Annotated in this window: 23 protein-coding genes and 2 tRNA genes; 6 read left to right on the plus strand and 19 right to left on the minus strand. The window is 68.5% G+C overall.

Annotated features, from left to right (window positions below; genetic code table 11):
• Positions 1–73: 73 nt before the first annotated feature.
• Positions 74–2,752 carry a transglycosylase domain-containing protein gene (locus ACZ45O_RS07490; protein ID WP_464857065.1) on the plus strand — a complete coding sequence of 893 codons (2,679 nt, stop codon included), beginning with the start codon at positions 74–76 and terminating at the stop codon, positions 2,750–2,752.
• Between the two features lie 1,127 nt (positions 2,753–3,879).
• On the opposite strand, the gene ACZ45O_RS07495 is transcribed toward ACZ45O_RS07490, so the two are convergent.
• The 12 genes from ACZ45O_RS07495 to ACZ45O_RS07550 form a co-directional block, all read right to left on the minus strand.
• Positions 3,880–4,269 (minus strand): hypothetical protein, encoded by a 390-nt coding sequence (locus tag ACZ45O_RS07495; protein WP_464857067.1) that lies wholly within the window; start codon positions 4,267–4,269, stop codon positions 3,880–3,882.
• Between the two features lie 403 nt (positions 4,270–4,672).
• A complete protein-coding gene (locus ACZ45O_RS07500; RefSeq protein ID WP_464857069.1) occupies positions 4,673–6,172 on the minus strand; it encodes a DASS family sodium-coupled anion symporter in 1,500 nt (499 codons plus the stop codon).
• Positions 6,173–6,344: 172 nt separating this feature from the next.
• On the minus strand, positions 6,345–7,028 hold the full coding sequence (locus tag ACZ45O_RS07505) for a response regulator (RefSeq protein WP_464857071.1): 684 nt from the start codon (positions 7,026–7,028) through the stop codon (positions 6,345–6,347).
• Positions 7,025–8,656 carry an ATP-binding protein gene (locus ACZ45O_RS07510; protein WP_464857073.1) on the minus strand — a complete coding sequence of 544 codons (1,632 nt, stop codon included), beginning with the start codon at positions 8,654–8,656 and terminating at the stop codon, positions 7,025–7,027. The genes ACZ45O_RS07505 and ACZ45O_RS07510 overlap by 4 nt, the downstream gene beginning before the upstream one ends.
• Before the next feature lie 38 nt (positions 8,657–8,694).
• Positions 8,695–9,693: a TAXI family TRAP transporter solute-binding subunit gene (locus ACZ45O_RS07515; RefSeq protein ID WP_464857075.1), complete on the minus strand. Its 999-nt coding sequence runs from the start codon at positions 9,691–9,693 to the stop codon at positions 8,695–8,697.
• Between the two features lie 178 nt (positions 9,694–9,871).
• A complete protein-coding gene (locus tag ACZ45O_RS07520) occupies positions 9,872–10,600 on the minus strand; it encodes a nitroreductase family protein (RefSeq protein WP_464857077.1) in 729 nt (242 codons plus the stop codon).
• Between the two features lie 89 nt (positions 10,601–10,689).
• Positions 10,690–10,764, minus strand: a tRNA-Cys gene (locus ACZ45O_RS07525).
• 5 nt (positions 10,765–10,769) lie between these two features.
• Positions 10,770–10,846, minus strand: a tRNA-Ile gene (locus ACZ45O_RS07530).
• 112 nt (positions 10,847–10,958) lie between these two features.
• Positions 10,959–11,618, minus strand: a complete 660-nt coding sequence (locus tag ACZ45O_RS07535; protein WP_464857079.1) for a hypothetical protein — start codon at positions 11,616–11,618, stop codon at positions 10,959–10,961.
• A 201-nt stretch (positions 11,619–11,819) separates the two neighbouring features.
• Entirely contained in the window at positions 11,820–13,667 is a 1,848-nt protein-coding gene (gene mrdA, locus ACZ45O_RS07540; protein ID WP_464857081.1) for a penicillin-binding protein 2, read from the minus strand.
• Positions 13,668–13,688: 21 nt separating this feature from the next.
• Positions 13,689–14,711: a peptidoglycan DD-metalloendopeptidase family protein gene (locus tag ACZ45O_RS07545; RefSeq protein WP_464857083.1), complete on the minus strand. Its 1,023-nt coding sequence runs from the start codon at positions 14,709–14,711 to the stop codon at positions 13,689–13,691.
• A gap of 98 nt (positions 14,712–14,809) precedes the next feature.
• Positions 14,810–15,445 (minus strand): YigZ family protein, encoded by a 636-nt coding sequence (locus ACZ45O_RS07550; RefSeq protein ID WP_464857085.1) that lies wholly within the window; start codon positions 15,443–15,445, stop codon positions 14,810–14,812.
• Between the two features lie 108 nt (positions 15,446–15,553).
• Here ACZ45O_RS07550 and ACZ45O_RS07555 point away from each other — a divergent pair, with 108 nt between their 5' ends.
• Positions 15,554–16,081 carry a hypothetical protein gene (locus ACZ45O_RS07555; protein WP_464857087.1) on the plus strand — a complete coding sequence of 176 codons (528 nt, stop codon included), beginning with the start codon at positions 15,554–15,556 and terminating at the stop codon, positions 16,079–16,081.
• Between the two features lie 19 nt (positions 16,082–16,100).
• Here ACZ45O_RS07555 and ACZ45O_RS07560 read toward each other — a convergent pair whose 3' ends face one another.
• The 5 genes from ACZ45O_RS07560 to ACZ45O_RS07580 form a co-directional block, all read right to left on the minus strand.
• Entirely contained in the window at positions 16,101–17,576 is a 1,476-nt protein-coding gene (locus ACZ45O_RS07560) for a GGDEF domain-containing protein (protein ID WP_464857089.1), read from the minus strand.
• Positions 17,577–17,718: 142 nt separating this feature from the next.
• Positions 17,719–17,943 carry a hypothetical protein gene (locus ACZ45O_RS07565; protein ID WP_464857091.1) on the minus strand — a complete coding sequence of 75 codons (225 nt, stop codon included), beginning with the start codon at positions 17,941–17,943 and terminating at the stop codon, positions 17,719–17,721.
• A gap of 47 nt (positions 17,944–17,990) precedes the next feature.
• Positions 17,991–18,215, minus strand: a complete 225-nt coding sequence (locus tag ACZ45O_RS07570) for a hypothetical protein (RefSeq protein ID WP_464857093.1) — start codon at positions 18,213–18,215, stop codon at positions 17,991–17,993.
• An 11-nt stretch (positions 18,216–18,226) separates the two neighbouring features.
• Entirely contained in the window at positions 18,227–20,008 is a 1,782-nt protein-coding gene (gene feoB, locus ACZ45O_RS07575) for a ferrous iron transport protein B (RefSeq protein ID WP_464857696.1), read from the minus strand.
• Between the two features lie 67 nt (positions 20,009–20,075).
• Positions 20,076–20,300 (minus strand): FeoA family protein, encoded by a 225-nt coding sequence (locus tag ACZ45O_RS07580; protein ID WP_464857095.1) that lies wholly within the window; start codon positions 20,298–20,300, stop codon positions 20,076–20,078.
• Between the two features lie 292 nt (positions 20,301–20,592).
• Between ACZ45O_RS07580 and ACZ45O_RS07585 the strand changes: the two genes are divergently transcribed.
• The 3 genes from ACZ45O_RS07585 (at position 20,593) to ACZ45O_RS07595 (ending at position 23,718) form a co-directional block, all read left to right on the plus strand.
• Positions 20,593–22,434, plus strand: a complete 1,842-nt coding sequence (locus ACZ45O_RS07585; RefSeq protein ID WP_464857097.1) for a sensor histidine kinase — start codon at positions 20,593–20,595, stop codon at positions 22,432–22,434.
• Entirely contained in the window at positions 22,361–23,014 is a 654-nt protein-coding gene (locus ACZ45O_RS07590; protein ID WP_464857099.1) for a response regulator, read from the plus strand. Before ACZ45O_RS07585 ends, ACZ45O_RS07590 begins: the two co-directional genes overlap by 74 nt.
• A gap of 95 nt (positions 23,015–23,109) precedes the next feature.
• Positions 23,110–23,718 (plus strand): DedA family protein, encoded by a 609-nt coding sequence (locus ACZ45O_RS07595; protein WP_464857101.1) that lies wholly within the window; start codon positions 23,110–23,112, stop codon positions 23,716–23,718.
• Between the two features lie 75 nt (positions 23,719–23,793).
• Here ACZ45O_RS07595 and ACZ45O_RS07600 read toward each other — a convergent pair whose 3' ends face one another.
• On the minus strand, positions 23,794–24,018 hold the full coding sequence (locus ACZ45O_RS07600; RefSeq protein WP_464857103.1) for a hypothetical protein: 225 nt from the start codon (positions 24,016–24,018) through the stop codon (positions 23,794–23,796).
• Between the two features lie 194 nt (positions 24,019–24,212).
• Here ACZ45O_RS07600 and ACZ45O_RS07605 point away from each other — a divergent pair, with 194 nt between their 5' ends.
• Complete coding sequence (locus tag ACZ45O_RS07605; protein ID WP_464857104.1) at positions 24,213–24,527, plus strand: DUF2325 domain-containing protein; 315 nt, start codon at positions 24,213–24,215, stop codon at positions 24,525–24,527.
• Between the two features lie 102 nt (positions 24,528–24,629).
• Here the strand turns inward: ACZ45O_RS07605 and ACZ45O_RS07610 are convergent, their stop codons facing one another.
• The gene (locus tag ACZ45O_RS07610; RefSeq protein WP_464857106.1) at positions 24,630–25,544 is read right to left on the minus strand and encodes an HD-GYP domain-containing protein; all 915 of its coding nucleotides are present in this window, start codon (positions 25,542–25,544) and stop codon (positions 24,630–24,632) included.
• Positions 25,545–25,556: the final 12 nt, after the last annotated feature.

Genomic DNA, 25,556 nt, shown 5'->3' on the forward strand with positions numbered 1-25,556 from the left:
TGCCACGCAGGGGCGGTTTGCAGGTCTGTTATACTAAATCGGTATGAATTTCACGTTTAAGGAGGTGGAGCCCATGTCGCATTCCCCCGACGCACAGCAGAGAAAGACAGGACAGTGGATCCGCAGGACGGTCCTGGGCCTGGCCCTCGTCATCGCCGTCTGGCTGCTCTACTGCGCAGGCTCCGCCGTTTACATGTTCACCACCCTGCCCCCGGTGGGGCTGCAGCCCGGCCGGCCGTCTATGGTCTACGCCTTCGACGGCAGCGAGATCGGGCCCCTCACCGGCGATGTCTACCAGGTGCCTGTGGACCTGGCCGGGCTGCCGCCTCACGTCCCCCAGGCATTTGTCGCGTCAGAGGACAGACGCTTCTACCAGCACCCCGGCGTGGACCTGCGGGGCATCGCCCGCGCCCTGGTCACCAACCTGCGGGAGCGCACCATCGCCGAGGGCGGCAGCACCATCACCCAGCAGGTGGTGAAGAACACCTTCCTCACGCCGCAACAGACCCTGACCCGGAAGATGCAGGAGGCCGTGCTGGCCCTGCTCCTGGAGACGCGGTATGAGAAGGACGAAATCCTGGGTCTCTACCTGAACCAGCTCTACATGGGCCACGGCACCTACGGGGTGGGCGCCGCCGCCGAGCTCTACTTCAACAAGGACGCCGGCGACCTGACGCTGGGCGAGGCGGCCGCGCTGGCGGGCATCGCCCCCTCGCCTGAGAACTTCAGCCCGCTGCGGGACCCGGAGGCCGCACAGGCGCGGCGCGACCTGGTCCTGGACCGCATGGTCGCCGCCGGCTACCTCTCGCCGGAGGAGGCGGAGGCCGAGAAGGCGCTGCCGCTGAACGTGGTGCAGGGGGAGCTGGACCTGAACAACCCCTACCCGTGGTATCTGGACCAGGTGCGGGCGGAGCTGCAGGAGCGCTACGGGCTTGACCCCCAGGTGGTCGCGCTGATGGGGCTGGAGATTCACACCGGGCTGGACCCGGCGCTCCAGCAGGTGGCCGAGGCGCGGCTGGCCGCCCGGATCTTCCCGGCCCACACCCCCGATGGGGTGGAGGCTGCGTTCGCGGCCGTCGACCCCCGCACCGGCGAGGTGCGGGCGCTGGTGGGCGGGCGGGAGTATCCGGTCGGCGGCGGCCTGAACCGGGCCACCCACGGCCGCATCTCCCCCGGCTCGGTCCTGAAGCCCGTCATCGTGTACGGCCCGGCAATCGAGTATGCGGGGCTCACCCCCGAGAGCACCGTGGTCGACGAGCCCATCGACATCAATGGCTGGCAGCCGCAGAACTGGGACTTCCGGTTCAGGGGCGAGGTGACCCTGCGGGAGGCGGCCCGGCTCTCGCTCAACATCCCGGCCGTCAAGCTGCTGGACCAGGTGGGCGTCGACCGGGCCAGGGCGTTCGCGGAGGCGCTGGGCATCCCCTTCGCCGAGGCCGATCAGGACCTGACCCTCGCCCTGGGCGCGATGGCCGAGGGGGTGAGCCCGCTGGAGATGGCCGGCGCCTACCAGGCCTTCGCCAACGGGGGTGTCTACCGGGAGCCGCACACGATCACCCGGGTGGTCGCGGCCGGCGGCCAGCTCCGGGGCCGGCCCGTCATCCAGCGGCGGGCCATGCGCCCCGAGACGGCGCATGCGGTCACCGACATCCTGCAGACCGCCGTCACCCAGGGCACGGGCACCGGCGCCCTGATCGACCGCCCGATGGCAGGGAAGACCGGTTCGGTGGAGCTGCCGCCGGGCCCCGCCTTTGAGGGCCTGGCGGGCAACAGCGCCGCCTGGTTCGTCGGGTACACGCCCGACGTGGTGGCCAGCGTGTGGGTCGGGTACGACCAGGTGGACCCCGACCACTACCTGCCGCCGGAGGTAAACGGCTCCACGTACCCCACCTGGCTCTGGCGCCAGGTGGTGGGCGCGGCCCTGGCCGGGCGGCCCGTCCTGGCCTTCCCCGGCCCTGACGGCGGCCCGCCCCAGGTGGTGGAGACTCCGCCTGCGGAGCCGGCAGAGCCGCCGGATTCCGCGCCGCCTGAGGAGCCGGCCCAACCCGCCCTGCCGGCGATTGCGGGCCTCAAAGCATCGCCGGGACCGCAGCCAGGCTCGGTCAACCTGACCTGGCAAACCGAAGGCGGCGACGCCGCCGGCGAAAACCTCCGGTTCCGCGTCCTGCGGGGCACCGATCCCGACGTGCCCGCGGACGACCAGCACACCATCGCCACGGTGGCCTCCTCCCCCTACCTGGACGTGCTCTCCGAGGCCGGCACCTACTACTACCGGGTGGTGGCCGTGGACGCGGCGTCGGGGGCGGTCGGCGAGCCGTCGGCGCCGGTTGAGGTGGTAGTGGAGCTGGAGGAGCCGGGCGATGGCGGCCCGGGCTCCGGCGATGAGCCTGGCGATGGCGAACCCGGCGACGACGAGCCCGGGTCCGGCGATGAGCCGGGATCCGGCGGCGAGCCCGGGTCCGGCGGTGAGCCGGGGTCCGGCGGCGAGCCTGGGTCCGGCGGCGAGCCTGGGTCCGGCGGTAAGCCGGGGTCCGGCGGTGAGCCGGGGTCCGGCGGTGAGCCGGGGTCCGGCGGTGAGCCGGGGTCCGGCGGTGAGCCGGGGTCCGGCGGTGAGCCGGGGTCCGGCGGTGAGCCGGGGTCCGGCGGTAAGCCGGGGTCCGGCGGGTCTGGATCCGGCGGTCAGCCTGAGGCTGGTGGAGAACCCGGTGAGCCGGGGGATGATGAGGATCCCGGCGACGGCGGATCTGCTTAAGCCGGGGAGGATGGGGGACCCGGCCCCGGCTCGCCACAAGGCTGCGAGGAGCTCCTCGATGCCGATGAGGATGCCGAAGACTACGGCTGCGAAAACCTGAAAGGGGCGATCCCGGCGGTGCACGATGCCGGGATCGCCCTTTCCTGTGTAGATCTGCGGGCCCCTACGAGCCGACAGGCCCCCGATTCCGTCACGCTTCAACCATCCGGCCCCTCTGCCGCCGACCAACTACGGCCAGTTTCCACTTCGCACGCGAGCCAAGTCGTAATCCGCCGCACTTCCCATCCGTTGCCCGACCCCTGTACGCCTCAACCACCCGGCCCGGACCGCCGCCGCCGGCCAACTGCGGCCAGGTTCCACTTCGCACGCGAGCCAAGTCGTAATCCGCCGCACTTCCCATCCGTTGCCCGACCCCTGTACGCCTCAACCACCCGGCCCGGACCGCCGCCGCCGGCCAACTGCGGCCAGTTTCCACTTCGCACTCCAGCCAAGTCGAAATCCGCCGTACTTCCCCTTCGTTGCCCGACCCCTGCACGTCTCAACCATCCGGCCTAGGCCACCCGTCGCCGACCAACTGCGGTCAGTTTCCACTTCGCACGCGAGCCAAGTCGTAATCCGCCGCACTTCCCATCCGTTGCCCGACCCCTGCACGTCTCAACCATCCGGCCCGGGCCGCCCGTCGCCGACCAACTGCGGTCAGTTTCCACTTCGCACTCCAGCCAAGTCGAAATCCGCCGCACTTCCCATCCGTTGCCCGACCCCTGCACGTCTCAACCACCCGGCCCGGGCCGCCGCCGCCGGCCAACTGCGGCCAGTTTCCACTTCGCACTCCAGCCAAGTCGAAATCCGCCGTACTTCCCCATCGTTGCCCGACCCCTGCACGTCTCAACCACCCGGCCCAGGCCACCGTCGCCGGCAGACTGCGGCCAATTTCCACTTCGCACACGAGCCAAGTAGTAATCCGCCGCACTTCGCGCCCGGCGCCACACCTCAACCACCCGGCACGGGGCTACGCAGCCGGTTGATCCCCGAAAGGTGATTCACTGAACCACGGCCCCGATACAACGCAGGGGGCCATCCCACGCGGGATCGCCCCTGTCCAGTATGGATCACCGAGATCCGTATCCCTACGGCCGGATCAACCCCCGCTCCGCCGGTTCACCCGCCTCGGCCTTCCACACGATCACCTTCACGGTGGGTTCCAGCCCCAGTTCCTGAACGGAGGTGAAGTCAATTTCCGGGATCACGAACTGCGCCTCGCTGAGGTCAACCACCGCTGTTCGCATGCCCCCCGCTTCGCAGATGTGGACGGAGACGGTGCTCCCGCGAACCAGAAGGTGGCTTGATCCCTCCCGGACCGCCGTTTCGATGAGGCCGGTGACATCGAGCGTCACCCTGACGTCGTCCGAGAGGTCGATCACACGCGTGTCCCGGGACGGCGCCGCCATGGCCAGCAGCGATGCCGCCGCCACGAAGACCGTCGCCATCACCATAACCCCGAGCAGGCCCTTTCGCACGGGTGCTGCCTCCCAACCTCGATCAGCCGGAGAAGTGCTTCTATTCTATAACCCTCCCCCGCAGCGATCAAGATACCCGGCTCCCCCATGCGGGCAACGGACTTGGTCAGGATTGAGGCCGGTTGCAAGCGACGGGACAGTGCGAGCGAGGTAGTTGAACCCCGAAGGGTAACCAGATGAGCCAGAGATACCCCCCCGGTGGCTCATCCGTTCACCATCTCAACCGAGTGCGGCGGCTCCTCCGAACGCCCATGGTGAGCCAATGAGCCAGGACCCCGGAACGGGGTGGCTCATTTCCTCACCACGAGCCGGGTCGGGCCCGGGAGACAGCGTAAGGGCTACCCGGTCAGCACAAGCTGCCCGGATAGCCCCTTCTGCGAGGATCCCCCACCGCCCGGACCGCCTACAGCAGCCCCACCCACTGCCAGTAGGTGGCGGCGAACAGCAGGATCATCAGGTAGCCGATGACGGTCAGCGGCACGCCGGTCCGCATCAGGTCCTTCGCCGTGAACGTGCCCGTGCCGTAGGCCAGCATGTTCTGCGGCGCGTTCACCGGCAGGATGAAGCCGAAGCTGACCACGAACTGCTGAATCAGCACCATCGCCAGCGGCGAGACGTCGGGCCGGTTCATCGACGTCATCATGGCGATGATCACGGGGATCAGGGTCGAGCTGAGGCTGGTGGCGCTGGCGAAGCCGAAGTGGATGACGATGTTGAAGATCGAGAGCAGGGCGATCATGGCCAGGACCGGCATCATCTTCAGTCCGGTGGCGCCGATGAAGGCGTCAGCCAGCCAGGAGGCGGCGTTGGTCCGGAGCAGCGTGGTGCCCAGCGAGATGCCCACGGCAAACATCACGATGGTTCCCCAGGGCACCTTCTCCTCCGCCTGCTTCCAGTTCATCACGCCGATGCCCGGCGTCAGCATGACCGCGACCGCCGCCAGGGTGGTGGTCGTGGTGTCCAGCGGGTGCAGCACGCCCTCGGTCGCCCAAAGGAAGAGCAGCGAGGCGGCGATGATGATCAGACGCTTCTCCGCCGGGGTGACGGGGCCCAGCGTCGCGAGCTGCTCCCGGATCATCTGCTGCCCATTGGGGATCTCCTCCACCTCCGGCGGCAGCACCCGGAGCATGATGAAGTAAAGGATGACGGTCATGATGAGGGCCCAGGGGCCCGCGTAGAGCAGCCACTGCCCCCAGGTCACGGAGATGCCGAAGGTCTCCTCCATGAAGCCGATGGCCACCATGTTCTGGGCAGCGGCGGTCTTCACGCCGATGTTCCAGATGGAGGCCGTCTGCACGGTCGCGATCATGAGGAGCGCTGCCAGGCGCGAGTTCTTCTCCATGCCAAACGCGGCCACCATGCCCAGCATGATCGGGACGATGGCGCCCACGCGGGCGGTGGTCGACGGGACGAAGAAGGCCAGCACGATGCCCACCAGAATCGATCCCACCAGGACCGCACGGGTCCGGGAGCCGACCCTGGAGAGGATCAAGAGGGCGATGCGCCGGTCGAGCCCGGTGACCTGCATGGCCACCGCCAGGAAGAGGGCGCCGGCCACCAGCATCGCCGCGGAGTTGCTGAAGCCGCCCAGGGCCCAACCCAGGGCCGCCTTGGTGCCCAGCAGGCTACCCGGGGCGTCCGGGTTGGGCGCGAGGCCGAGCAGCAGCGAGATCAGGCCGATGATCAGCGCCGCGCTCACCGGGTAAGAGACCGCCTCGGTCACCCACAGGATGACGGCGAAGGCGAGAATGGCCAGCGCGCGCTGCCCGATGACGGGGAGCGAGGCGGGAGTGGGCAGGAGCAGGATGCCCACCATGACCAGCGTCGCCACGACCAGCGGGATCCACTTCCGATCGAACTGCAGGGATACGGGTCTTGCCGGTGCGGGTCGGGTAACCTCCATATGTCCTTACCTCCGATCCAAGAAGATTCCCCTGTCGGTGCACCTTCTTGGCTCCGGCCTGCCCGGCAACCTATTTTTGATTCATTCCCCGCGCTGTTCCCATTCGAACTGTTTGTCCCATAAATTTCGCAGTGTGCCCTGCGCGGCTCAGCTGCCCACAGGCCGCGGCGGATCACTCCCCCCTCCTCCGGTAGCGCAACTCGGGCCGGCCCACCGACCCGTAGCGCGGCTCCACGTCGATCTCCCCCGTGCTCGCCAGGTAGCGCAGGTAGCGGTGCGCGGTGGAGCGGCTGACCCCGGCGCTTCGGGCCAGTTGCTCGCTGGTCAGCCCCTGCGGGTGCTGGTCGAAGACCTGGCGGATGCGCTGCAGCGTCACCGCGTCGACGCCCTTGGGCAGGTCCAGTTCTGCCGACCCGGCCTGCGGCCGGCCGAGCAGCCGGTCGATCTCGTCCTGACTCACCTCCGCCTGGTCCTCCCGCTCCAGCTCCGCCAGCCGCTTCTGGTAGGCCTTCAGCGACTCCATCAGCCGGTCGACCCGGAAGGGCTTCAGCAGGTAGTCCACGGCCCCCGCCCGCAGGGCCTCGCGCACCGTGTCGGGCTCCCGGGCGGCCGAGATCACGATGACGTCGGTGCCGAGCCCCGCCGCGCGAATCCGGCGGAGCACCTCCAGCCCGGGCACGTCCGGCAGGTAGATGTCCAGCACCACCAGCTTCGGCCGGTCCTCCAGCACCCGCTCGATCGCCTCCCGGCCGGTGTGGGCGACGCCGATCACGGCGAAGCCCGGCACCCGCTCCACCACCCGCCGGTGGACCATGGCGACGGTGCGGTCGTCCTCCACCACCAACACCGAGATCACGCTTCCACCTCCATCGGAATCATCACGCAGAAGCAGCTCGGATCCTGCTCGACGGTGATCTGCCCGCCCGCCTGCCGCACCAGCAGGTGCACCAGGGCCAGGCCGAAGCCCCTGCGGCCGCCCTGGCGGGTCGAGTAGCCGTCCTGGAAGATCCGGCTGCGCCGTTCCGGCGACACGCCGGGCCCGCCGTCGGTCACCTTGATGACCGCGGCGGGGCCGGCGTCGTGCACATACAGCCGGACCCAGCGGTCCGGCTCCGGCAGATCGGCCACCGCCTCGATGGCGTTGTCCAGCAGGTTGCCCACCACCGTCACCAGCATCTCCACCCCGAGCTCGGCCCGCGCCCGCTCCAGCCGGCTTTCCGGGTCCAGGTCCAGCCGCACGTGCAGCTCGGCGGCGCGGTGGTACTTGCCCAGGATGATCGCCTGGATCATCGGCTCCGAGATGGTGCGCACCAGCTGGTCCAGCAGGTCCTGCTCCTGCCCCTGCACCCGCATGATCAGCTCCAGGGCCTCGTCCAGGGCCCCCAGTTCGATCAGCCCGGCCACGGCGTGCAGCCGGTTGCGGAACTCATGCGCCTGAGCCCGCAGGGCGTCGCTGTACCGGCGGACGGCGGTCAGCTCGCCGGCCAGCTGCTGGAGCTCCGTCCGGTCGCGGAACGAGGCGACGGCCCCCATCGGCTGCCCCCGGTGGCGCAGGGGCATCTGGTTGACCACCACCACCCGGTCGTTCACGATGATCTCCCGGTCGAAGATCGCCTCGCCGCTGGCGAGAATCTCCGTGAGGCGGGCGGGCAGGACCTCGCCCATCGGCCGGCCCACCGCGTCCGCCGGCAGGCCGAGGATCGCGCTGGCCTCGTCGTTGATCACCGTCAGCCGGCCTTCGCCGTCCACGGCCACGATCCCCTCCCGCACCGCCTGCAGGATGGCCGTGCGCGACTCCAGCAGGGCCGCGATCTGCCTCGGCTCCAGCCCGAACATCTGCGCCTTGGTGTGGCGGGCCAGCAGCACGGCCCCGACGACGCCGATCACCAGGCCCACCACCGCCGCCCACGCCACCCGCTGAACGACGCTGCGGATCCAGAGGTCGACGGCCTCCAGCTGAAAGCCAACGGAGACCAGGCCCACCAGCTCGCCGCCGGGCCGGAACACCGGCGCCACGCCCGCCAGGGCCGGCGTGCGCCCCTCCTGCACCCGCGCGTAGAACGCCCGCCCTTCCATGAGGGCGGGACCGTAGTCCAGGCCGACCGTCGCCTTTCCCAGTTCGGTGGGGTCGCTGGCCGCGTAGCGGCGCCCCGCCCGGTCCATCACGATGACGAAATCGGCCCCTGTGGCCTGCCGGATCCGGTCCGCCAACGGGGCGATGGCGGCCACCGGGTCATCGCTGGCGAACCCGGCCTGCAGGGCGGGGCTCACGGCGAACGTCCTGGCGATGTCCCGGGCGCGGGAGCCCATCTCCTGCTCCAGGGTCTGCGCGACCAGGTACATCACCGGCACGGCAGTGGCGGCCAGCACCACCAGGACCAGCAGGGCCGCCAGCAGGATGTTCTGGGTCTGCAGGGACCCGCGCCACAGGGGAGGCTTCTCTGGAGCACCCCAGCGCCGCATCACAGCATCCCAGCGCCTCATGGCAGAATCCCAGGGCCTCATGGCAGAATCCCAGCGCCTCATTGCAGCACCCCGGCCTCCTTCAGGAAGCGGGCCGCGCCGGGATGCGGCTCGATGACCCCGGTCAGGCCCCGCATCGCCTCCTCCAGGCGGAGCTCCGCCGCGGGGTGGGCGGCCGCCAGCTGCGACGGGTCGCGGTAGAGCGCCTGCATCAGCCGGTAGACCAGGTCCTCGGGCAGGTCCGCACGGACCACCAGCACGTTGGCGACGGCCACGGTGCCCACCGACTTCTCCTGGTTGGGGTACGTGCCCGGCGGGATGACGAAGGGCTCATACCAGGGGTAGCGCTTCATGACCGCCGGGGCGTCCACAGGCAGCAGCTTCACCTCGCCCGACTCGAGCATGCGCACGACAGAAGGCGTCAGCAGCCCACCGGGAATCATGGCGCCGTCCACCTCTCCGGAAATGAGCGCGTCGGCGGCCTCATCGTAGTCGTAGTAGAACAGCCGGGTGTCGGTGAGCTTCACGTCGTAGAGCGACAGGATCTCCGCGGAATTGATCTCGGCCGCGCTCTCCCGGGGCCCGGGGATGTACCGTTTCCCGGCGATGTCGGCGGGGTAGTCGATGCCCGCGTCCTTGCGTACGACGAGGTGCATCACGTTGGGGTAGAGGTAGGTCATGCCCCTGAGCACGCGCTTCGTCTCGGCGCCGGTCACGGGGTTCACCAGCGCGTTGTAGAGCACTCCCGCCTGCACGAAGGCCAGTTCGGCCTTCCCTTCCTCGAGCAGCCGGATGTTCTCAGGCCCGCCCCCGGTGACCAGCACCTCGGGCGTGAGCTCAGGCAGCGCGTCGGCGAAGAGCTCGGCCATGCCCTTTCCCACGGGGTAGTACACCCCGGCCGTGGTCGCCGTGGCGATGCGCAACCTGCCGTCTTCCGCAGGATTCGGCGGTGTCTGCCGGGCCGCGCCGCACCCGCGGAGGGCCGCGGCCAGCAGCAGGACGCCGGCTGACAGCAGGACACAGGCTGTCAGCAGGAAGGCGACCCGTCTTCTGCGCACGTCGCCCCCCCTTTCCATGTCGCACTATCGAAGATTTCGGTCTTTGAAAGAAACTTCCCTTCTTAATTCTGGCGCGGATCCCACATCGGGGGGCTGCATCGTGACAACCTGCGGTTGGCGCGCCCGCTGAGATGAGCAAACGCGCAAAAAACCACCGCAGCGCGTGCGGTGGTTTTTCTTACTCTCGCGCCCAATCTTCCAGCATCGCCTTCACCGAACGGGACATCTCGATGCTGAAGTCCGAATCCCACTTCCGACGGCGGAAGGCGTCGATCCAGCGGGCCAGCTCCGGCCCCTCCAGGCCGCCCCGCGCGGCGATCATCGCGTACATATCCCGCGGCCGATAGCGGTTCTCGTGCACGATGTCCTCCACCCGGAAGCGGGGCGGCTTCCGCCGCCGCTTCTGCTGCTCTGTCGGATAGCCGAAGCAGAGCAGCGTCACCGGCGCCACGTACCTGGGCAGCCCCAGGAGTTCCTTGTGGATCTCGTAGCGCTCCATGATGTCGCCGATGTAGCAGGAACCCAGGCCCAGGGCCTCCGCCGCCACCACGGTGTTCTGCGCGGCGATCAGGGCGTCGCAGCAGGCCAGCAGGAAGTCGCCGTAGGAGGGCCGGCGGGTCAAGGGGTCCGCCTCCGCGAACACGCCGTACCACCGGCTGTAGTCCGCGCAGAAGACGAGCACCATCGGCGCCGTTGCGATGAAGGGCTGATTGTCGCAGGTCTCGGCGAGGGTCGCCTTCAGGTCGGGGTCCGTCACCTCGATGATGGAGTAGAGCGCCATGTTGCCGGCCGAAGGGGCCTGGAGCGCCGCTTCCAGCACGGCCTGCCGCACCTCGGGCTCGATGGGGCGGTCGGCGTACGCCCGCACCGACTTGCGGCTGTGGAGGGACTGCAGGATCGGGTTCAAGACTTCTCCCCCCCAAAATACAGCGAAAGGCGGTGCCCTGCACCGCGCTGACGCCGGCCCGCCTGGCGGGCCGGTCTCGCTCTTGTCGCTGGAGGTGGGTGTGGGATTCGAACCCACGAATAACGGTTTTGCAGACCGCCGCGTTACCACTTCGCCAACCCACCGGTTCTGGTGCGAGGGCCGGGATTCGAACCCGGGACCTCACGGTTATCAGCCGTGTGCTCTGGCCAACTGAGCTACCCTCGCATCAGGCCCCGCAGCTGTGCGGGGCCGGATCTCATCCGCAGGTTCTTATCATACCGGATTTCCGGTCATATTACAACCCCGTAATTTTCGCCAACCATAACTTTCGACAGCGTTACGCCGCCTGCCGCTGTGTCCCGGCACGCGGGCGCAGCGAGAGCGAGACCCCGGCGTAGAGCAGCAGGATGCCGGCGGTCTGCGTGAAGGCAAAGATCTGCGAGAACTCCAGCAGCCCGGCAGATGCCCCGCCGCTGGCAAACATGAAGACGCCGCCGGCGATGAGCAGCGCAAAGGCCGCCCGGGTGCGCACGAAGGAGATGATGGCCGTGATCAGGATGATCAGCGAACCGCCGATGTTCTGCAGCAGGAAGGGCAGCTTGATGGCCGCCGTGGGCGCCGACCGGAAGGCCTCGCTGGCTACCACCGCCGGCCCGGTGCCGGCCGTGAGCAGGGTCGCCGCCAGCACCCAGGCGCTGGTCAGGGCCGCAGCCGCCAGGACGACCTGGCCGAACCGCTGCGACATCAGGTACGCGCTGCCCACGCTGAGGAACGCCACGCAGCCGCTGGCCGTGGCCCAGTACAGCCACCAGAGCGCCGCAGGCACCCGCCCGGTCAGCTCGTAGAACAGCTCTGGGAATGCCGCGCAGGCGATCAGGATCAGGCCGACCCCGTACCAGAGCGAGTGGGGCCGCGGCCGCCTGCGGTAGTGCACCAGCAGCCGCCCGCCCAAGAGCAGCGACAGCACCACCAGGACCGAGTTGGCAACGGTCATCATCTGTCTGACTCCCCTCTCCCCCGAGCATTTCTGATCCTTATGTTTTGCATGTTAGCTTCCCGTGGGAGCGGTGTCAAACCGGCCCGCCCGGTATTTCCATCCGGCGTCCCGGGCGGCGGCACTAGGGTCGCCACCCGATCTGCAGGGCAGAAGATAAGCCCCCGACCCGGTGCGGGCGGGGGCCTGTGCGCTGTCTGCGTTTCAGTTGGCCTTGTTGATGCGGGCCGGACCCGGGTCATCGATCCCGAAGTACGCCGCGAACACGGCCCGGGCCGGCGGGGCCACCCACGACCCGTGGGCGCCGCCCTCCACGAAGACCGCCACTGCGATCTGCGGGTCATCGATGGGGGCAAACGCCACGGTGATGGCGTCGGAGTACGACTTGCCCGTCTCCGCCGAGCCGGTCTTCACGGCCACCGGGATCGGGAAGTCCTGGAACACCCAGTAGGCGGTGCCCAGCGGGTGCGAGCCGCCCTTGCGCATGCCCTCGAAGGTCTGGCGCCAGGCCTCGTCGGTGGCCTCCACCACCGACGCGACCACCGGCTCCCGCCGCTCGATCACCTCGCCGGCGCTGCTGCGGATCTCCTGCACCAGGTAGGGCTCGTAACGCACGCCCCGGTTGGCGATGGTGGCCGTGTACACCGCCAGCTGCAGCGGCGAGACCAGCACGTCGCCCTGGCCGATGGCCACCGAGTACACATGGCCCGGCTGCCACCGGTCGCCGTACGACGCCTGGGTGGGCAGAAGCCCGGCGTGCTCGAACGGCAGGTCGATGCCGGTCTTCTGGCCGAAGCCGAACTGGGTCAGGTACTCGGCGAGCCCGTCGATGCCGAGCCGGTGGCCGATCTCGTAGAAATACGGGTTGCACGACTGCGCCAGCGCCATGTCCAGGGCCAGGTGCCCTTGGTCCACCGGGTACCAGTTCTTCCGGGTGGGATCCCGGAAGTAGGTGGTGCTGCAGTGCACCGTCTCGTACGGGCCGATCACGCCGGTGCTGACGCCGGCGAGGCCCACGCCCATCTTGTAGGTGCTGCCCGGCGCGAACCCCTGAATCGACCAGTTGATGAGGGGCGAGCCGGGAATATTCACGTTCTCTTCATATTCCTGCGCGGAGAGGCCCACCGTCATCGCCTTGATGAACAGGTTCGGGTCGTAGCTCGGGGTCTGGGCCATGGCCAGCACCGCGCCGGTCTTCACGTCGAGGGCCACCAGCGAGGCCCGGATGGGCTGCGCCTCCGGGTCGTTCTGGGCCTTGATCCACTCCAGGTTGGCCACCAGGGCCTCCTCGGCCACCCGCTGCAGATCAAGGTCGAGGGTGAGCGTCAGGTCGTGCCCCGGCTCGGGGTCGATCTCCTCCACCATACCCAGCGGCCGCCCCGCGGGGTCGACCGCCTTCACCCGCTTGCCGTGCCTGGCCTGCAGGACGGCCTCGTAAGACAGCTCGATGCCGTCCTTGCCGACCACGGAGTCCGGGTGATACCCCTCGAAGGCCTCGCTCTCCAGCTGCTCCTCCGAGATCGGCTGCACGTACCCGATGACGTTGCCGGCCACCTTGCCGTTGGGATACCGCCGCACCGACTGCGTGACGATGGCCACGCCGGGGAACTCGCCCTGCCGTTCGATGAACTCGGCGACTGTGGACTGCGAGAGGCCCGTCTTGATCACCAGGTCCTCGGCCTGGCGGCCCCACTTCTGGTGCAGCCGCACCCGCTCCATGACGTACTCGCTGATCTCCTCGGCCAGGGCGGCGTCGCCGTCCGCCAGCAACTTGCTCAGCTCCGGCAGGATTTCGGCCACATGCTCGGGATCCTGATCATACAATAGGGCAGCATAGACCGGCTCGCTGGTCGCCAGCGGCCGGCCGTTGCGATCGAAAATCGCCCCTCTGGGGCCGAAGCTGGGCAGCTCAACGTAGTTCTGGGTGACAGCCCGGCTCGTCCAGGCTGCCGCCTCCACGACCGTCAGACGGTAGAGCCGGGCGCCCATCAGACCGATCGTCAGAACCATGGCCCCCAGCAGAATGAGCACACGCTTCTGCTCGCTGCGCATCTCCACCGCCTCCCTGATGGATCAGGGCAGCCACCCCCACGGGTCCACCGGCTCGCCCCAGACGAGGACCGTGAAGTGGAGGTGCGGCCCTGTGGAATTGCCCGTGCTTCCGGAGTAACCCACGAGTTCGCCCGCCTCCACCCACTGGCCCTCCCAGACGGCCACCTCGCTCAGGTGCGCGTACATCGTCATGATGCCGTCGCCGTGGTCCACCTTCACGGCGTAGCCGTACCCGCCCAGCCATCCGGCGGTGGTGACGGTGCCGGACGCCACCGCGGCCACCGGCGTGCCGGTGGGCGCGTTGATGTCGATCCCGTCGTGCAGGTGCCAGACCCCCGTGACGGGATGGGTCCGCCAGCCGAACCAGTCGGTGACCGAGTCGTAGACCGGCCAGATGGAGAAGCTGCCCGTGACCGCGGGCGTGCGGGAGCCCCCGCGGCTGGCCAACATGGTGCGGCGGGAGGGCGGCGTGCCGCCGGGCACGAAGAGGATGTCGCCCGGCTGCAGGGCGTCGGCGTTCACGTCCGGGTTGGCTGCGACGATCTCGTCGAAGTCGGCGTCGAACGCGTCGGCCACGCCCCACATGGTGTCGCCCTCGACGACGGTGTAGACCAGGGCGTCCATCGCCGGAATCAGGAGCTCCTGCCCGATCTGCAGGATGTCCTCAGAGTGCATGTCGTTTACGTACAGCAGGGTCTCCGTGGAGAGGCCGTGCCGCTGGGCGATCTCCTCGATCGTGTCGCCCGCGACCACCGTATAGGTGGTCACCTTCGGCCTGGGCTGCTCTTCCTCGGGTTCCGAATCGGGCTCCGCCGCGGCGGCAGCCGCCTTGTTCATCACGACAGTCTCGGCGCCCACCGGCAGGATGGGGCCGACAAATTCCTCAGGAGTTTGCTCCGCAGCTGCGTCTTCAGGTTCGGCCTGCTCCCGTGCGGAGGTGGGAACCGCCTGCGGCCGGGCAGCCATCCCGACGCCGCTGACCACCAGCGCAGCCAGGGCAGTGGCAAATACACGACGACGTAATACGGACGAGGGGAGGTGCAAAGAGAAGCCCTCCTTAGACAGGTCATCTCGCGAAAACACTTCTTAATTATAGCGGGTGAACCGGTCGCGCGGTATGGTCTTTCGACCCCATCTGCAACCTAGTTCCGGTGAATCGGCTGCAGATCGGGCCCGACCAGGGCTGTCCCCACCTCTTCGACGACGATGCGGCCCGCCGACGCTTCAGCCAATTCCTGGGTAACGGTGGCCTGGCCGTCCTGCAGTACCCGGAAGTCGATCACGACCTCCTCGCCGAAGTCGATGTTCAGGGTCAGGGCGCCGTGCTGCTGCAGCAGGTACTGCACCTTGCCCAGCAGGGCGTAGTCCACCCGCGCGCGCAGGTCCACGGCGGGAAGCGCCTCGGCCACGCCCGCGGCCTCCACCCCCGCCACAGCCGCCTGGCTGTAGGCCCGCACCAGCCCGCCCGCCCCCAGCAGGATGCCGCCGAAGTAGCGGGTCACGACGATGGCCGTGTCCGACAGCCCCTGCTTCTCCAGCACGTCGAAGATGGGCCGGCCGGCCGTGCCGCTGGGCTCGCCGTCGTCGGACATGCGCTGCACGTTGCCCACGGTGAAGGCGAAGCAGTTGTGCGTCGCCTGGGAATGCTCGGCGCGGATCTCGTTGATAAAGGCCCATGCCGCCTCCTCGGAGGCGACCGGGGCCACGTTGGCGATGAAGCGCGACTTGCGGATGACGATCTCAGCCTGACCGCGTCCGGCCACCGTTCGGTACGACACCACTTCACCCCTCAAGTCAAAACTCGACACCCAACAATTCTAGGAGTGCCCCGCACACACCTGCCTCAGACTAAATAGGCAATGGGAACACCTGCGGAGGGATGCCGGTTGCCCGAATCACATGACGCGTACGACCTGGAGCGGGGCAGCGAGCTGCTCAGGCAGGCGGCCGAGGCCTGCGGACGGCGGCTCACGCCCGAGGAGTACTGGTGGCTGGGCGTGGGGCTCGCAGCCACGACCCTGGCGGAGATGGACGGGAAAGAGTTCGCGGTGCGGCGCATCCAGCAGCTGCTGGACCGGCTGGGTCGCGCCGGCAGCGATGACGACTGGTTCGAACAGTTTCACAACGAACTGGCGCTGCTGGACGCAGAGGGGCTCCTCTGGCCCCTCTACCAGCGGGACGACCATGGGAAGATGGCGCGCACGGATGTGGCGGTGGCCGAGGGGTTCAACGCCGAGGCCGGCTACGTGCTGGCCCTGGCCCACCTCGCCATCGCCCGGGCGGTGAACCACGATGAGCCCGAAGCCATCGCCCCGCTGGCGGAGATCGTCGGCGACCTGGTGGAGGGCAGCCCGGCTACAGACCACCTGCCCCGCGTGCGGGCCGCGCTGGGGCTCGATCAAGAAGAGCCGTGACCGGAACTCGCGTCACGGCTCAGGCCTGTTTGCAGGCGTACATGCGCTCGTCCGCCCGGTCGAGCAGCTGCTGCCACTCCGACTGCGGCGCGGTGTCAACGCCAATGTCCAGGATCAGCCGGGGTTCGTCCTCCCCCTGCCGGGCGTTCCACTCGGCCACCCGCTGCTGGAGCCGTGCGGCGATCAGCTCCGCCTCCTTCCGGCCGGTATTGGCCAGCACCACCAGGAACTCGTCGCCGCCGTAGCGCACCACCAGGTCGCCGGAGCGCACGCTGCCTGTGATGAGTTCAGCGCACTGCTGCAGCACCCAGTCTCCGGTCAGGTGCCCCCAGCGGTCGTTGATCTCCTTGAACTTGCGGCAGTCGATCAAGAGCACCGAGACCTCGCGCGCCTCCCGGATGGCGTGCTGCGACCACTCGTTCAGGTAGTGCCGGTTGTAGACGCCCGTGAGCGCGTCCCGGCGGGCCAGCCGCTCCTCCAGCTGGGCCCGGGAGATGGCGTCGGAAACGTGCGCCGCCATCAGCTCCAGCAGGTGCAGATCGCTGAGCGCGTACTGGCCCACACCCTGCCGGTCCACCCGCAGCACGCCGTAGAGCCGGCCGTCGGTGATGAGCGGGACCACCAGAATCGACTCGTCCTCCCGCGGCGTGCCGGGCACCTGAACGGAACGGGGATCGCGCGCCGCGTCGTTGGTCAGGATGGACTGGCCGTGCTTCGCGACCCAGCCCGACAGCCCCACGCCCACCTCGACCGTCGTCGTCATGATGGCCTCTTTCTCCTCGGGCGGGAGCGGCGGTTCGCTGTAGAGATAATGCGGGCGGAGCACCTGGGCATCCTCGTCCAGCAGCAGCACCACGCCGGTGCGGCTGCCCGTGGCGCGCACGATGTGGCGCACGGCCGCCTGCACCACGTCCTCCACCCCGTGGGCCTTCAGCACCGGCAGCAGCTCCATCAGCCGCCGCAGGTGATCGGTCTGAATGGCCTGCTCCCGGAAGCGCAGGTAGATGGCGCGGATGATCGCGACCACGCCGACGAGCCCGGAAACGAGGAAGAGCAGGCTGACGGCGTCGGCCCCCAGGACCCACGCCCCGACCAGGGCCATCACCATGATCCAGAGGTGGGCCATCAGATACCATTTCCGGAACCGGCCGGCCACCACCGCGGAGAGCAGCAGGAGAAGCAGCGGCCCGAAGGGCGAGTGCGGGTCGGTCCAGTAGAGCGCGATGGCCAGCCCGTCCAGGGCGAGGAACGCCGCCGGCAGCCAGCGCAGGGTCGTATAGACCCGCCAGAACGCGGTGAAGGTGAGCCCGAAGGCCGCGGCGGCGCCGACTGCCGCGCCCCACCAAACCATGGACCACATCGGCGGGCGGTGGGTGAGAAGCCACCCGACGAAGGCCGCGGCCAGGGCGAACGCCGACAGGACGGCCATCACGACCCGTCCGCTCCAGTGCAGGCCGGTCACCGCACCCACGTCGTGCGGCTGTCTGTGACCCATGCCCTCACCCCCGATCCCGCAGCGGCGCTGTGGCACTTTTGCGCGGGGATTCGCCGCCTCGGGATGATTTTCCTGCTCTCCCCCCCGGGCTCCCAATGTCAAAGGCCCGGCCGCCGGGAAGCGGCCGGGCCGTTGTGGTGAATCAGTTTCCGCCGTCTGGGTCAGTTGAGCCGGGTCGGGGGCTGAACGGACCGGGTGGGATGTCATCTCTGAGCAGGGGAACGACCTTGCCGGATCGCCCGCCCCGGTGATTCGGCCGGGGGGTGCGGATCCGCCCGCTCAGGAGCTGCTCGAGACGGTGTACCCGGTAGATCAGGTAAAGCACCGCAGCGAGCAGGAGCAGAACCAGCAGCCGCAGCGTCTCCATCTGCAACGCCTCCCCGCGCCAGACTTCAGGTCGCAATGTCCACCTATTTATATAGACGTTCCGGGTCCCGGTTTCGTTCGCCCGTCCGTCGCTTCAGGATCTGCGGGCCGGACCAGGGCGCTGATCAGGCAGCGGGTGCACTGGCCGGAACAGCCCCGGGGCACCGCCAGGGCCTGGCCGCAGCGCAGGCAGCGGGCCTTGCCGGGGCCGTTTTCGTAACCGCAGCGGGGGCACTTGCCCGCAGGATCGCAGGAGGGCACGGCCATCGTCATCGCCTCCCCACCTACCAGACGAGGATGCGGTGGAACAGCCCGCCCAGCAGGATGGCCAGCACGATGTCAGCCAGCCAGATGGCGGCCCCCTGCCGCTTCCCCCGCTCCTTGAACATGATCATGATCGATGCGATGCACGGGGTGAACAGGGTGATGGTCAGCACGGCCACCATGGTCTGGTGCGCGTCGAGGGCCATGTTGAACAGGCCGGCTGCGCCGAAATCGCGCCGCACGAAGCCCATGATGAACGCCTGCGCGGCGTCCCGCGGCAGGCCCAGCCACCCTTCCGTGATCGGGGCCAGCGCGCCCGACATGGCCGCCAGGGCGCCGGTCTGGTCCAGGATCGAGATCAGCAGGGCGCCGACCACAAAGAAGATCCAGGCTTCGGCGAGGAAGCTCCTGGCCTTCAGGAACGTCTTCTGCAGCACGTTCTTCATGCGGGGCAGCCGGAGCGGCGGCAGGTCGATCAGCAGGTCAGACGACTCGCCGGGCAGAATGCGGTTCAGCACCGCCCCGGCCGCGCCGTAGACCAGCAGCAGCACGCCGATGAAGGTGAACAGGTAGGCCGGCCCCAGGGGCACCAGCATGACGGTGATCACGGCGAGCTGCGCCGAGCAGGGGATGGCCAGCGAGAGCAGGAAGGTGGCGATGGTCCGCTCCCGCTGGGTGCCCATGAGCCGGGTGGTCACGGTGGCCATGGTGACGCAGCCGAAGCCCAGGATCGTCGGGATGATCGCCCGGCCGTTCAGGCCCACCACGGTCATCAGCCGGTCCACCAGCACGGCGACCCGCGGCAGGTAGCCCGAGTCCTCGGCCAGCGCCAGGAACAGGTAGAATCCCAGCACCAGGGGCAGCAGGAGGCCCACCAGATAGGCGACCGTCATAGTCAGCAGGCCGAACTCGCCCACCAGAATCTGCCCAAGGAATGACTCCACCGGTATGAACCGGCCCACCAGATCCGTCATCCAGGGCACGTAGTACTCGCCCATCCAGATCTCCTCGGTCACCGCGACCACGTCCTGGGCCACCCAGACGCCCAGCACCTGGTACATCACCAGGAGAAAGGCGGCCATGAGCACCAGGCCCCCGAGGGGGTGCAGCGCCAACCGGCCCAGCCGCGCGGAGAGGCTGGCCCCGGCCGTGGTCTCCGAGATGACCCGCTCGGCGATCTCGTCCGCCCGCCGCCTGCGGGCCCGGTAAATCTCCTCCTGCAGGCCGGGCCCTTCCCGGCCGATGCGCGTGCACGTCTCCGGGTCGTCCTCCAGCCACAGCACGCCGTCCACCTGCGGCAGGTCCCCAGGCAGCCGGCTCGCCACCTCCGGCGTCGGCCGGCCCCGGCGCGCCCGCTTGATGGCCGCCTTCAGCTCGGCGATCCCCTCGCCCCTGACGGCGACGGTGGGAATCACCTCCACGCCCAGCTCCGCCGAGAGCCGCTCCACATCGATCGCGAGCCCGTTGGCCCTGGCCTCGTCCATGAGGTTCAGGGCCACCACCACCGGGAAGCCCATGTCGATGATCTGCAGCGTCAGGAACAGGTCGCGGTTCAGGTGCGCGGCGTCGACGACGTTGACGACGATGTCCGCCTCAAGAATCATCGCCCGGGCGACGCGCTCCTCCTCGTTGAAGCTGGAGACGCCGTACACGCCCGGGGTGTCATAGATTCCCAGATCGCCCATGCGGCCCGATGAGACGTCGACAGTGGTGCCCGGGTAATTTGAAACTTCTACATAAATGCCCGTTAGTGCATGGAAGACTGCGGACTTCCCGACGTTCGGGTTGCCGACCAGGACCACCTTGGTCGCCTGCTGGGGAAGGTCAACGCTGGGGTTAGGGCCGTGGCAGTGTGCCTGGGCCATCGCTTTATCCCTCCACCAACTCGACGGTGATGCGGTGCGCGAGGCTGCGTCCCAGCGCCATCTCCTGCTTTCCCTTGCGCACGACCACGGGACCGCCGGGGAGCACGGTCTGACAAGCCGCCCGGCTGCCCTCGGCAATGCCGAACCGGATGGCAGCCAGCCGGGCGCGGGGGTCATCAATGCTGCGAATGAGGAACGTCTGTCCAGGCTTCGTCTGATCCAGCGTCATGTGTACCCCTCCGCTAATGAGAATCGTTATCGTTTGTCAACATTGTCCCAGGTTTGTACATGAAGATTCAAGACCCCAAGAGGAGCATTTGCGGATAGGCTCATAGGGTGCTCAGACTAGTTAACCGGAACTGTGTCTACCCGCACCCATGTACATTAGCACTGGATTCCGGGGCCGAGACGGGCTGATCTACCAGCACCGTCTACATCGGCAATAGTACTTTTGTGCCTCCCTCATGTTTCATTCATTGGACTACAATGAAAAGACAAATGCGACGTCAGGAGGGAGACACGTGACATTCGGGGAAGCGCTCGTAGCGCCCGCCGTTGCGCTGGGCGTGGGCTTCCACCTGGCGGTCAGCTGGGCCCTGCTCTGGCGTTATTACCAGGCCCAGGAGCGCTCCCTGCTCATCTGGGGCCTGGGCTGGCTGGTGCTGACCATCCACGTGCTCGGCATGTTCCTGACCGAACTGGGCGTGCAGGGCGCGCCCCTCCTCAGGGACATCGCGCTTGCCGCGGCGGCCCTGGCCTTCATGGGCGGCCAGGTGGAGCGCAGCGGGCGCAGGACCGGCGTCATGCGGAGCCTGGCGCTGGTCTGCATGCTGTGTCTCGCCGCCGCCTTTGCGCTGGGGATCGCGCAGGGCGATCCGGTCGGGGTCACCGCAACGGCCGTGGTCATGATCGCGCTGGGGGCCGCCGGCTGGCTGGCCTACCCGGTCACCGCCGAGGATCGGCGCAGTCTCCCGCAGTGGCTCCTGTTCACCGGCTTCTGCGTGGGCGCCCTGCGGGCCGCCATCAGCGCGCTCCCCGTGCCGACCGTGACTCCGGAAATCGTCACCCATGCCCTCTTCTCGCTCCTGTTCTCCGCCGCCGTCACGTGGCAGTCGTGGGAGCATGAGCGGGCCGTCCGCCTGTTCTCGCGCACCCTGGAGCGACTCAACCGGCCGCTCAACCTGCAGGGGGCCCTGGACGAGGCCCTGCGCCTCGTGGCCGAGATGCTCCAGGTGAAGGAGGGCTGGATTCTGCTCCGCACCGAGGGGCGGGGCGGCGCCGAGGGGGCGTGGACCATCGGCGCGGCCTACGGCTTTCCGGAGTGGGCGCAGGTGGGCGTGCGGGCCCAGCACTTCCCCATCGACCGCTGCCTCTGCCTCAGGCACCTGAGCGGGCCGACGCTGGTCACCCAGGTGCGGGACCTGGCGTGCGTCCGCGCCACGGCGGAGGTGGGGCATCCCAGCGGCCGCCACATCACCATCCCCCTGGGGCAGGACGGAAAGGTGGCCGGCATCATGGTGCTCATGGTCCCCCCTTCCCGCTGGCTGAGCCCGTCCGACCGGGAGATCCTCACCGCCCTGGGCGAGCAGATCGGCCTGGCCATCGACCGGGCCCGGCTGTACGATCAGCTGGCCGAGAAGGAGCGGCTGCGGGGCCGGTTGCTCGCCCGGCTCATCACCGCGCAGGAGGACGAGCGCCGGCGCATCGCCCGCGAGCTGCATGACGAGATCGGACAGGCGCTGACCGCGCTGGTCGTCACGCTCGACTTCCTGGTGCGCCACCCGATGGGCGAGGAGCAGCTGCGCCAGCGGCTCTCGCAGGTGAAGGACATGGCGGAGACGGGGCTCGCCGAGGTCCGGCGCGTCATCCACGAGATGCGGCCGACCGCGCTGGATGACCTGGGGCTGGAAGCCGCCATCCGCTGGCTGGTGCGGCGCTACGAACACGCGGGGCTGAAGATTGACGTGGAGATTTCCGGGCTGGAAGAGCGGATGGCCGACCACATCGAGATCACCGTCTTCCGCCTGGTTCAGGAGGCGTGTACCAACACGGTGAAGCATGCCGCGGCCAAGACCATCCACATCGCGCTGCGGCGCAGAGGCAACTGGCTGACCGTTGAAGTGAAGGACGACGGCAAGGGCTTTGACATCAAGCGGCGGGGCGAGGGCATCGGCCTTGCCGGCATCCGGGAACGGGTGGGCCTGGCCGGCGGAAAGCTGACCATCGAGTCCAGCCCGGACAGCGGAACCCGGGTGTACGCCGAACTGCCTGTGGAAGGAGCGATGCAGCGTGACGATACGGGTGCTGATCTGCGACGACCACATGATGGTGCGCGAGGGCGTGCGCATGGTGCTGCAATCTGAACCCGACCTGGAGCTGGTAGGCGAGGCCGGCCGGGGCGAAGAAGCGGTGGAACTGGCCAAGTCGCTGAAGCCCGACGTGGTGATCATGGACATCTCGCTGCCCGACATGAGCGGCATCGAGGCGACCAAGCTGATCAAGGAGGCCGTGCCGGAGACCCGGGTCATCGGCCTCACGATGCACGAGGAGGAGCCCTACGTGCTGGAGTTCCTGCGCGCCGGGGCCGACGCCTACATCGTGAAGCGGTCTGCCGCCGCCGACCTGGTGGGGGCGATCCGCGCCGTGATGGAAGGCCAGGCCGTGCTGGACCCGGCCGTCACCCGGGCCGTGGTCTCGGGCTACGTCTCCCGCCCGGGCCGCGTCGCCGGCCAGCCGGAGGAGCCCTGCCCGCTCACCCCCCGGGAGCGCGAGATCCTCGTGCTCATCGCCGACGGGCTGACCAACGCCGAGATCGCCCGCAAGCTGTTCATCAGCGAGAAGACGGTGCAGACCCACCGCTCCAACATGCTGGATAAGCTCGGCATCCACGACCGCACCGAACTGGTGCGCTACGCGATCCGGATGGGCCTGGTGGAGCCGTAGCGGCGGCCCGGGCCTCGCTGGGGCCTCGATTGACAGAAGCCGCGGGGTGCCTTAGAATCAGTTGCGAAATCGGTTCGAACAGTTAGGGGTCGCGCATGGACTGGACCACCGAGATCATGGAAGCCTTCGGGTACCCCGGCATCATCCTGGTCATCCTGATCGAGAACCTGTTTCCCCCGATTCCGTCTGAGATCGTGCTGCCCTTCGCCGGCTTCATGACCACGCAGGGCAGCCTGACGCTGTTTGGAGTCGTCGTGGCGGCAACGATCGGCTCCGTGCTCGGGGCGATCGCCCTTTACGGCGTGGGCCTCTGGTTCGGCCGCGAGCGCATCTACTGGATCGTGCGCCGGTACGGCCGCTGGCTCACCATCACCGAGGCGGACGTGCAGCGCACGGAGGACTGGTTCGGGCGCTACGGCATGTGGACCGTCTTCTTCTGCCGCATGGTGCCGGTGATGCGCAGCCTCATCTCCATCCCCGCCGGCCTGGTGCGCATGAACATGGGGCTCTTCATCCTCTATACGGCCATCGGCTCGGCCATCTGGAACGTGCTGCTGGCCGGGGTCGGTGCGGCGCTCGGCGCCGCCTGGGACCGGGTGTCGCACTGGGTGAACCTCTACCAGGACGCGGTCATCGCCCTGCTGCTGATTGCGGCGGCTGCGTTCCTGCTCTACCGGCTGGTGCAGAAGCGAAAGTCTGCGTAAGAGGCTCGACGTGCAACGCCAGGGGCCGGTGCCGCAAACCGCGGCACCGGCCCCTCTCATGCTTCTTACAGCGCCTCAGCGCCTGCGGCGGGAAGGCCCCGACCGCAGAACCAGCTCAACGTTGCCGTCCTCGCCCACCTCGGGTGTGTAACGGTTTCCGTCGGAATCGCTCACCTGGAGCCGCTCGATGTACCAGGAACCCCGGCTCTCGACCAGGGCCTGCAGCTTGCTCACCACGTCCTCGCGGCTGATCGCAAGCGTCTTGCCGCCTCCATGCTCCAAGATCGACCAAACGTCCACCGGAACTCCCCCTTTCCCCACAGATCCGGCCCGGCCTGATGGAGGAACCCCTCCCCCGGCCGTCCTGCGGAATGCACGCGTCGCTAGCGTGACCGATGACCCCCCTATCTTACACCAGTCGCTGTGGCAAACACAACCCTGAGCCGCACCGCGGGGCGTCATTGCAACGTCTCAACGATAAGGAGGTGTGGGCAATGGTCGTCATCATCGGCGGAGACCATCTGGGCTCCATCGGCCAGAACCTGCGCCAGCTCGGCTTCAGCGCCATCAGGCACGTCAAGGGGCGCAACGAGCGGCGGGTCGAGATTCCCGCCGGCACGGAACTGGTCGTGGTGCTGATCGACTACGTCAACCACAACCTGGCCCGGTGGGTGAAGCAGCAGGCCAAGGCGCGGAATGTGCCGATCATCTTCTGTCGCCGGTCGTGGAGCTCCATCTGCTCCTCGCTGCGGGCCTGTGCGGACTGCCCGCACCGGGAAGGGTGTCTGGAGTCGTCAGCTGCGTCATAGCGCGAAAGAAGCCGCCGTCCCTGCGGGGACGGCGGCCATTTTCATGCGGTTCCCTCCCGGCACACCTGCTCGAGGCGTTCATGCGGTTCCCTCCCGGCGCACCTAATCGACGGCGGCCATGAACGTCTCCAGCGCCCCCGGGTCGAACATCTCCCGCATCGGACCCGCCATCATGGCCAGGGCCTCGGTGGGATGAATTCCCTCCCGGTAGACCCGGTCGGCCGTGAGGGCGTCGTACACATCCGCCACCATGCAGATGCGGGAGAACAGGTGAATCTGCTCGCCGGCCAGCTGGAGGGGATAGCCCCGTCCGTCCCAGCGCTCGTGGTGCTGCAGGGCCACCAGGGCCACCTCAGGCGGGAGGTCGGGCTGCTCCCGGAGCATCACCCACCCCAGGGTGGTGTGCCGCTTCATGATCGCGAGCTCCTCGTCGGTCAGCCGGTCGGGTTTGTTGAGGATCGCCGTCGGGATCCCGACCTTGCCCACGTCGTGCAGCAGCGCGCCCATCGCCAGGTCGACCAGGGCGGTGCCGCGGATCCCCATCGCGCGGCCGAGCATCGTGGACAGCAGGCAGACCTCCACCGAATGGAGGAGCGTGTACTCATCGGCCTGCCGCAGCTCCTGCAGGGGCAGGGCAGCCGCCGGGTGCGTGATCACCTCGCTGACCACGCGCACCACCGCCCGGCGGATGCCGCTGGTGTCCAGGTGCAGCTCGGGCAGCTGCACGGCCGCGGCAGACTGCTGCATGGTCCGCCGCAGGTTCGCCGTGAGCTGTCTCAGCTCGTTCGTCACCTCGCGGCGGAGCCTCCGGGAAACCTCCGGCGCGGGCGGGCGCGGCGGGGCCGTGTCCGGCAGATAGACGGCTTCCACGCCGTGCTGCGCGAGATGATCGATGTAGGTGCGCGTGAGCCTCACACCGGTCGAAAGGAGGATGCGTCCGTCTTCGCTCAGCACATCTCTTGCCACGAGATCACCGGGCTGCAGCTCCGTTACCGGTACCCGTCGGACTTTCGCCACGGCGCGTCCCTC

The sequence above is a fragment of the Symbiobacterium turbinis genome (genome assembly GCF_055383075.1).

Excerpts from the sequence above, each read along its gene's own strand:
- ACZ45O_RS07490 (WP_464857065.1), top strand. The coding sequence starts at position 74 with ATGTCGCATTCCCCCGACGCACAGCAGAGAAAGACAGGACAGTGGATC.
- ACZ45O_RS07605 (WP_464857104.1), top strand. The coding sequence starts at position 24,213 with ATGGTCGTCATCATCGGCGGAGACCATCTGGGCTCCATCGGCCAGAAC.
- ACZ45O_RS07560 (WP_464857089.1), bottom strand. The coding sequence starts at position 17,576 with ATGGGTCACAGACAGCCGCACGACGTGGGTGCGGTGACCGGCCTGCAC.
- mrdA (WP_464857081.1), bottom strand. The coding sequence starts at position 13,667 with ATGCGCAGCGAGCAGAAGCGTGTGCTCATTCTGCTGGGGGCCATGGTT.
- ACZ45O_RS07580 (WP_464857095.1), bottom strand. The coding sequence starts at position 20,300 with ATGACGCTGGATCAGACGAAGCCTGGACAGACGTTCCTCATTCGCAGC.
- ACZ45O_RS07595 (WP_464857101.1), top strand. The coding sequence starts at position 23,110 with ATGGACTGGACCACCGAGATCATGGAAGCCTTCGGGTACCCCGGCATC.
- ACZ45O_RS07535 (WP_464857079.1), bottom strand. The coding sequence starts at position 11,618 with ATGATGACCGTTGCCAACTCGGTCCTGGTGGTGCTGTCGCTGCTCTTG.
- ACZ45O_RS07565 (WP_464857091.1), bottom strand. The coding sequence starts at position 17,943 with ATGGAGACGCTGCGGCTGCTGGTTCTGCTCCTGCTCGCTGCGGTGCTT.
- ACZ45O_RS07510 (WP_464857073.1), bottom strand. The coding sequence starts at position 8,656 with ATGAGGCGCTGGGATGCTGTGATGCGGCGCTGGGGTGCTCCAGAGAAG.
- ACZ45O_RS07570 (WP_464857093.1), bottom strand. The coding sequence starts at position 18,215 with ATGACGATGGCCGTGCCCTCCTGCGATCCTGCGGGCAAGTGCCCCCGC.
- ACZ45O_RS07500 (WP_464857069.1), bottom strand. The coding sequence starts at position 6,172 with ATGGAGGTTACCCGACCCGCACCGGCAAGACCCGTATCCCTGCAGTTC.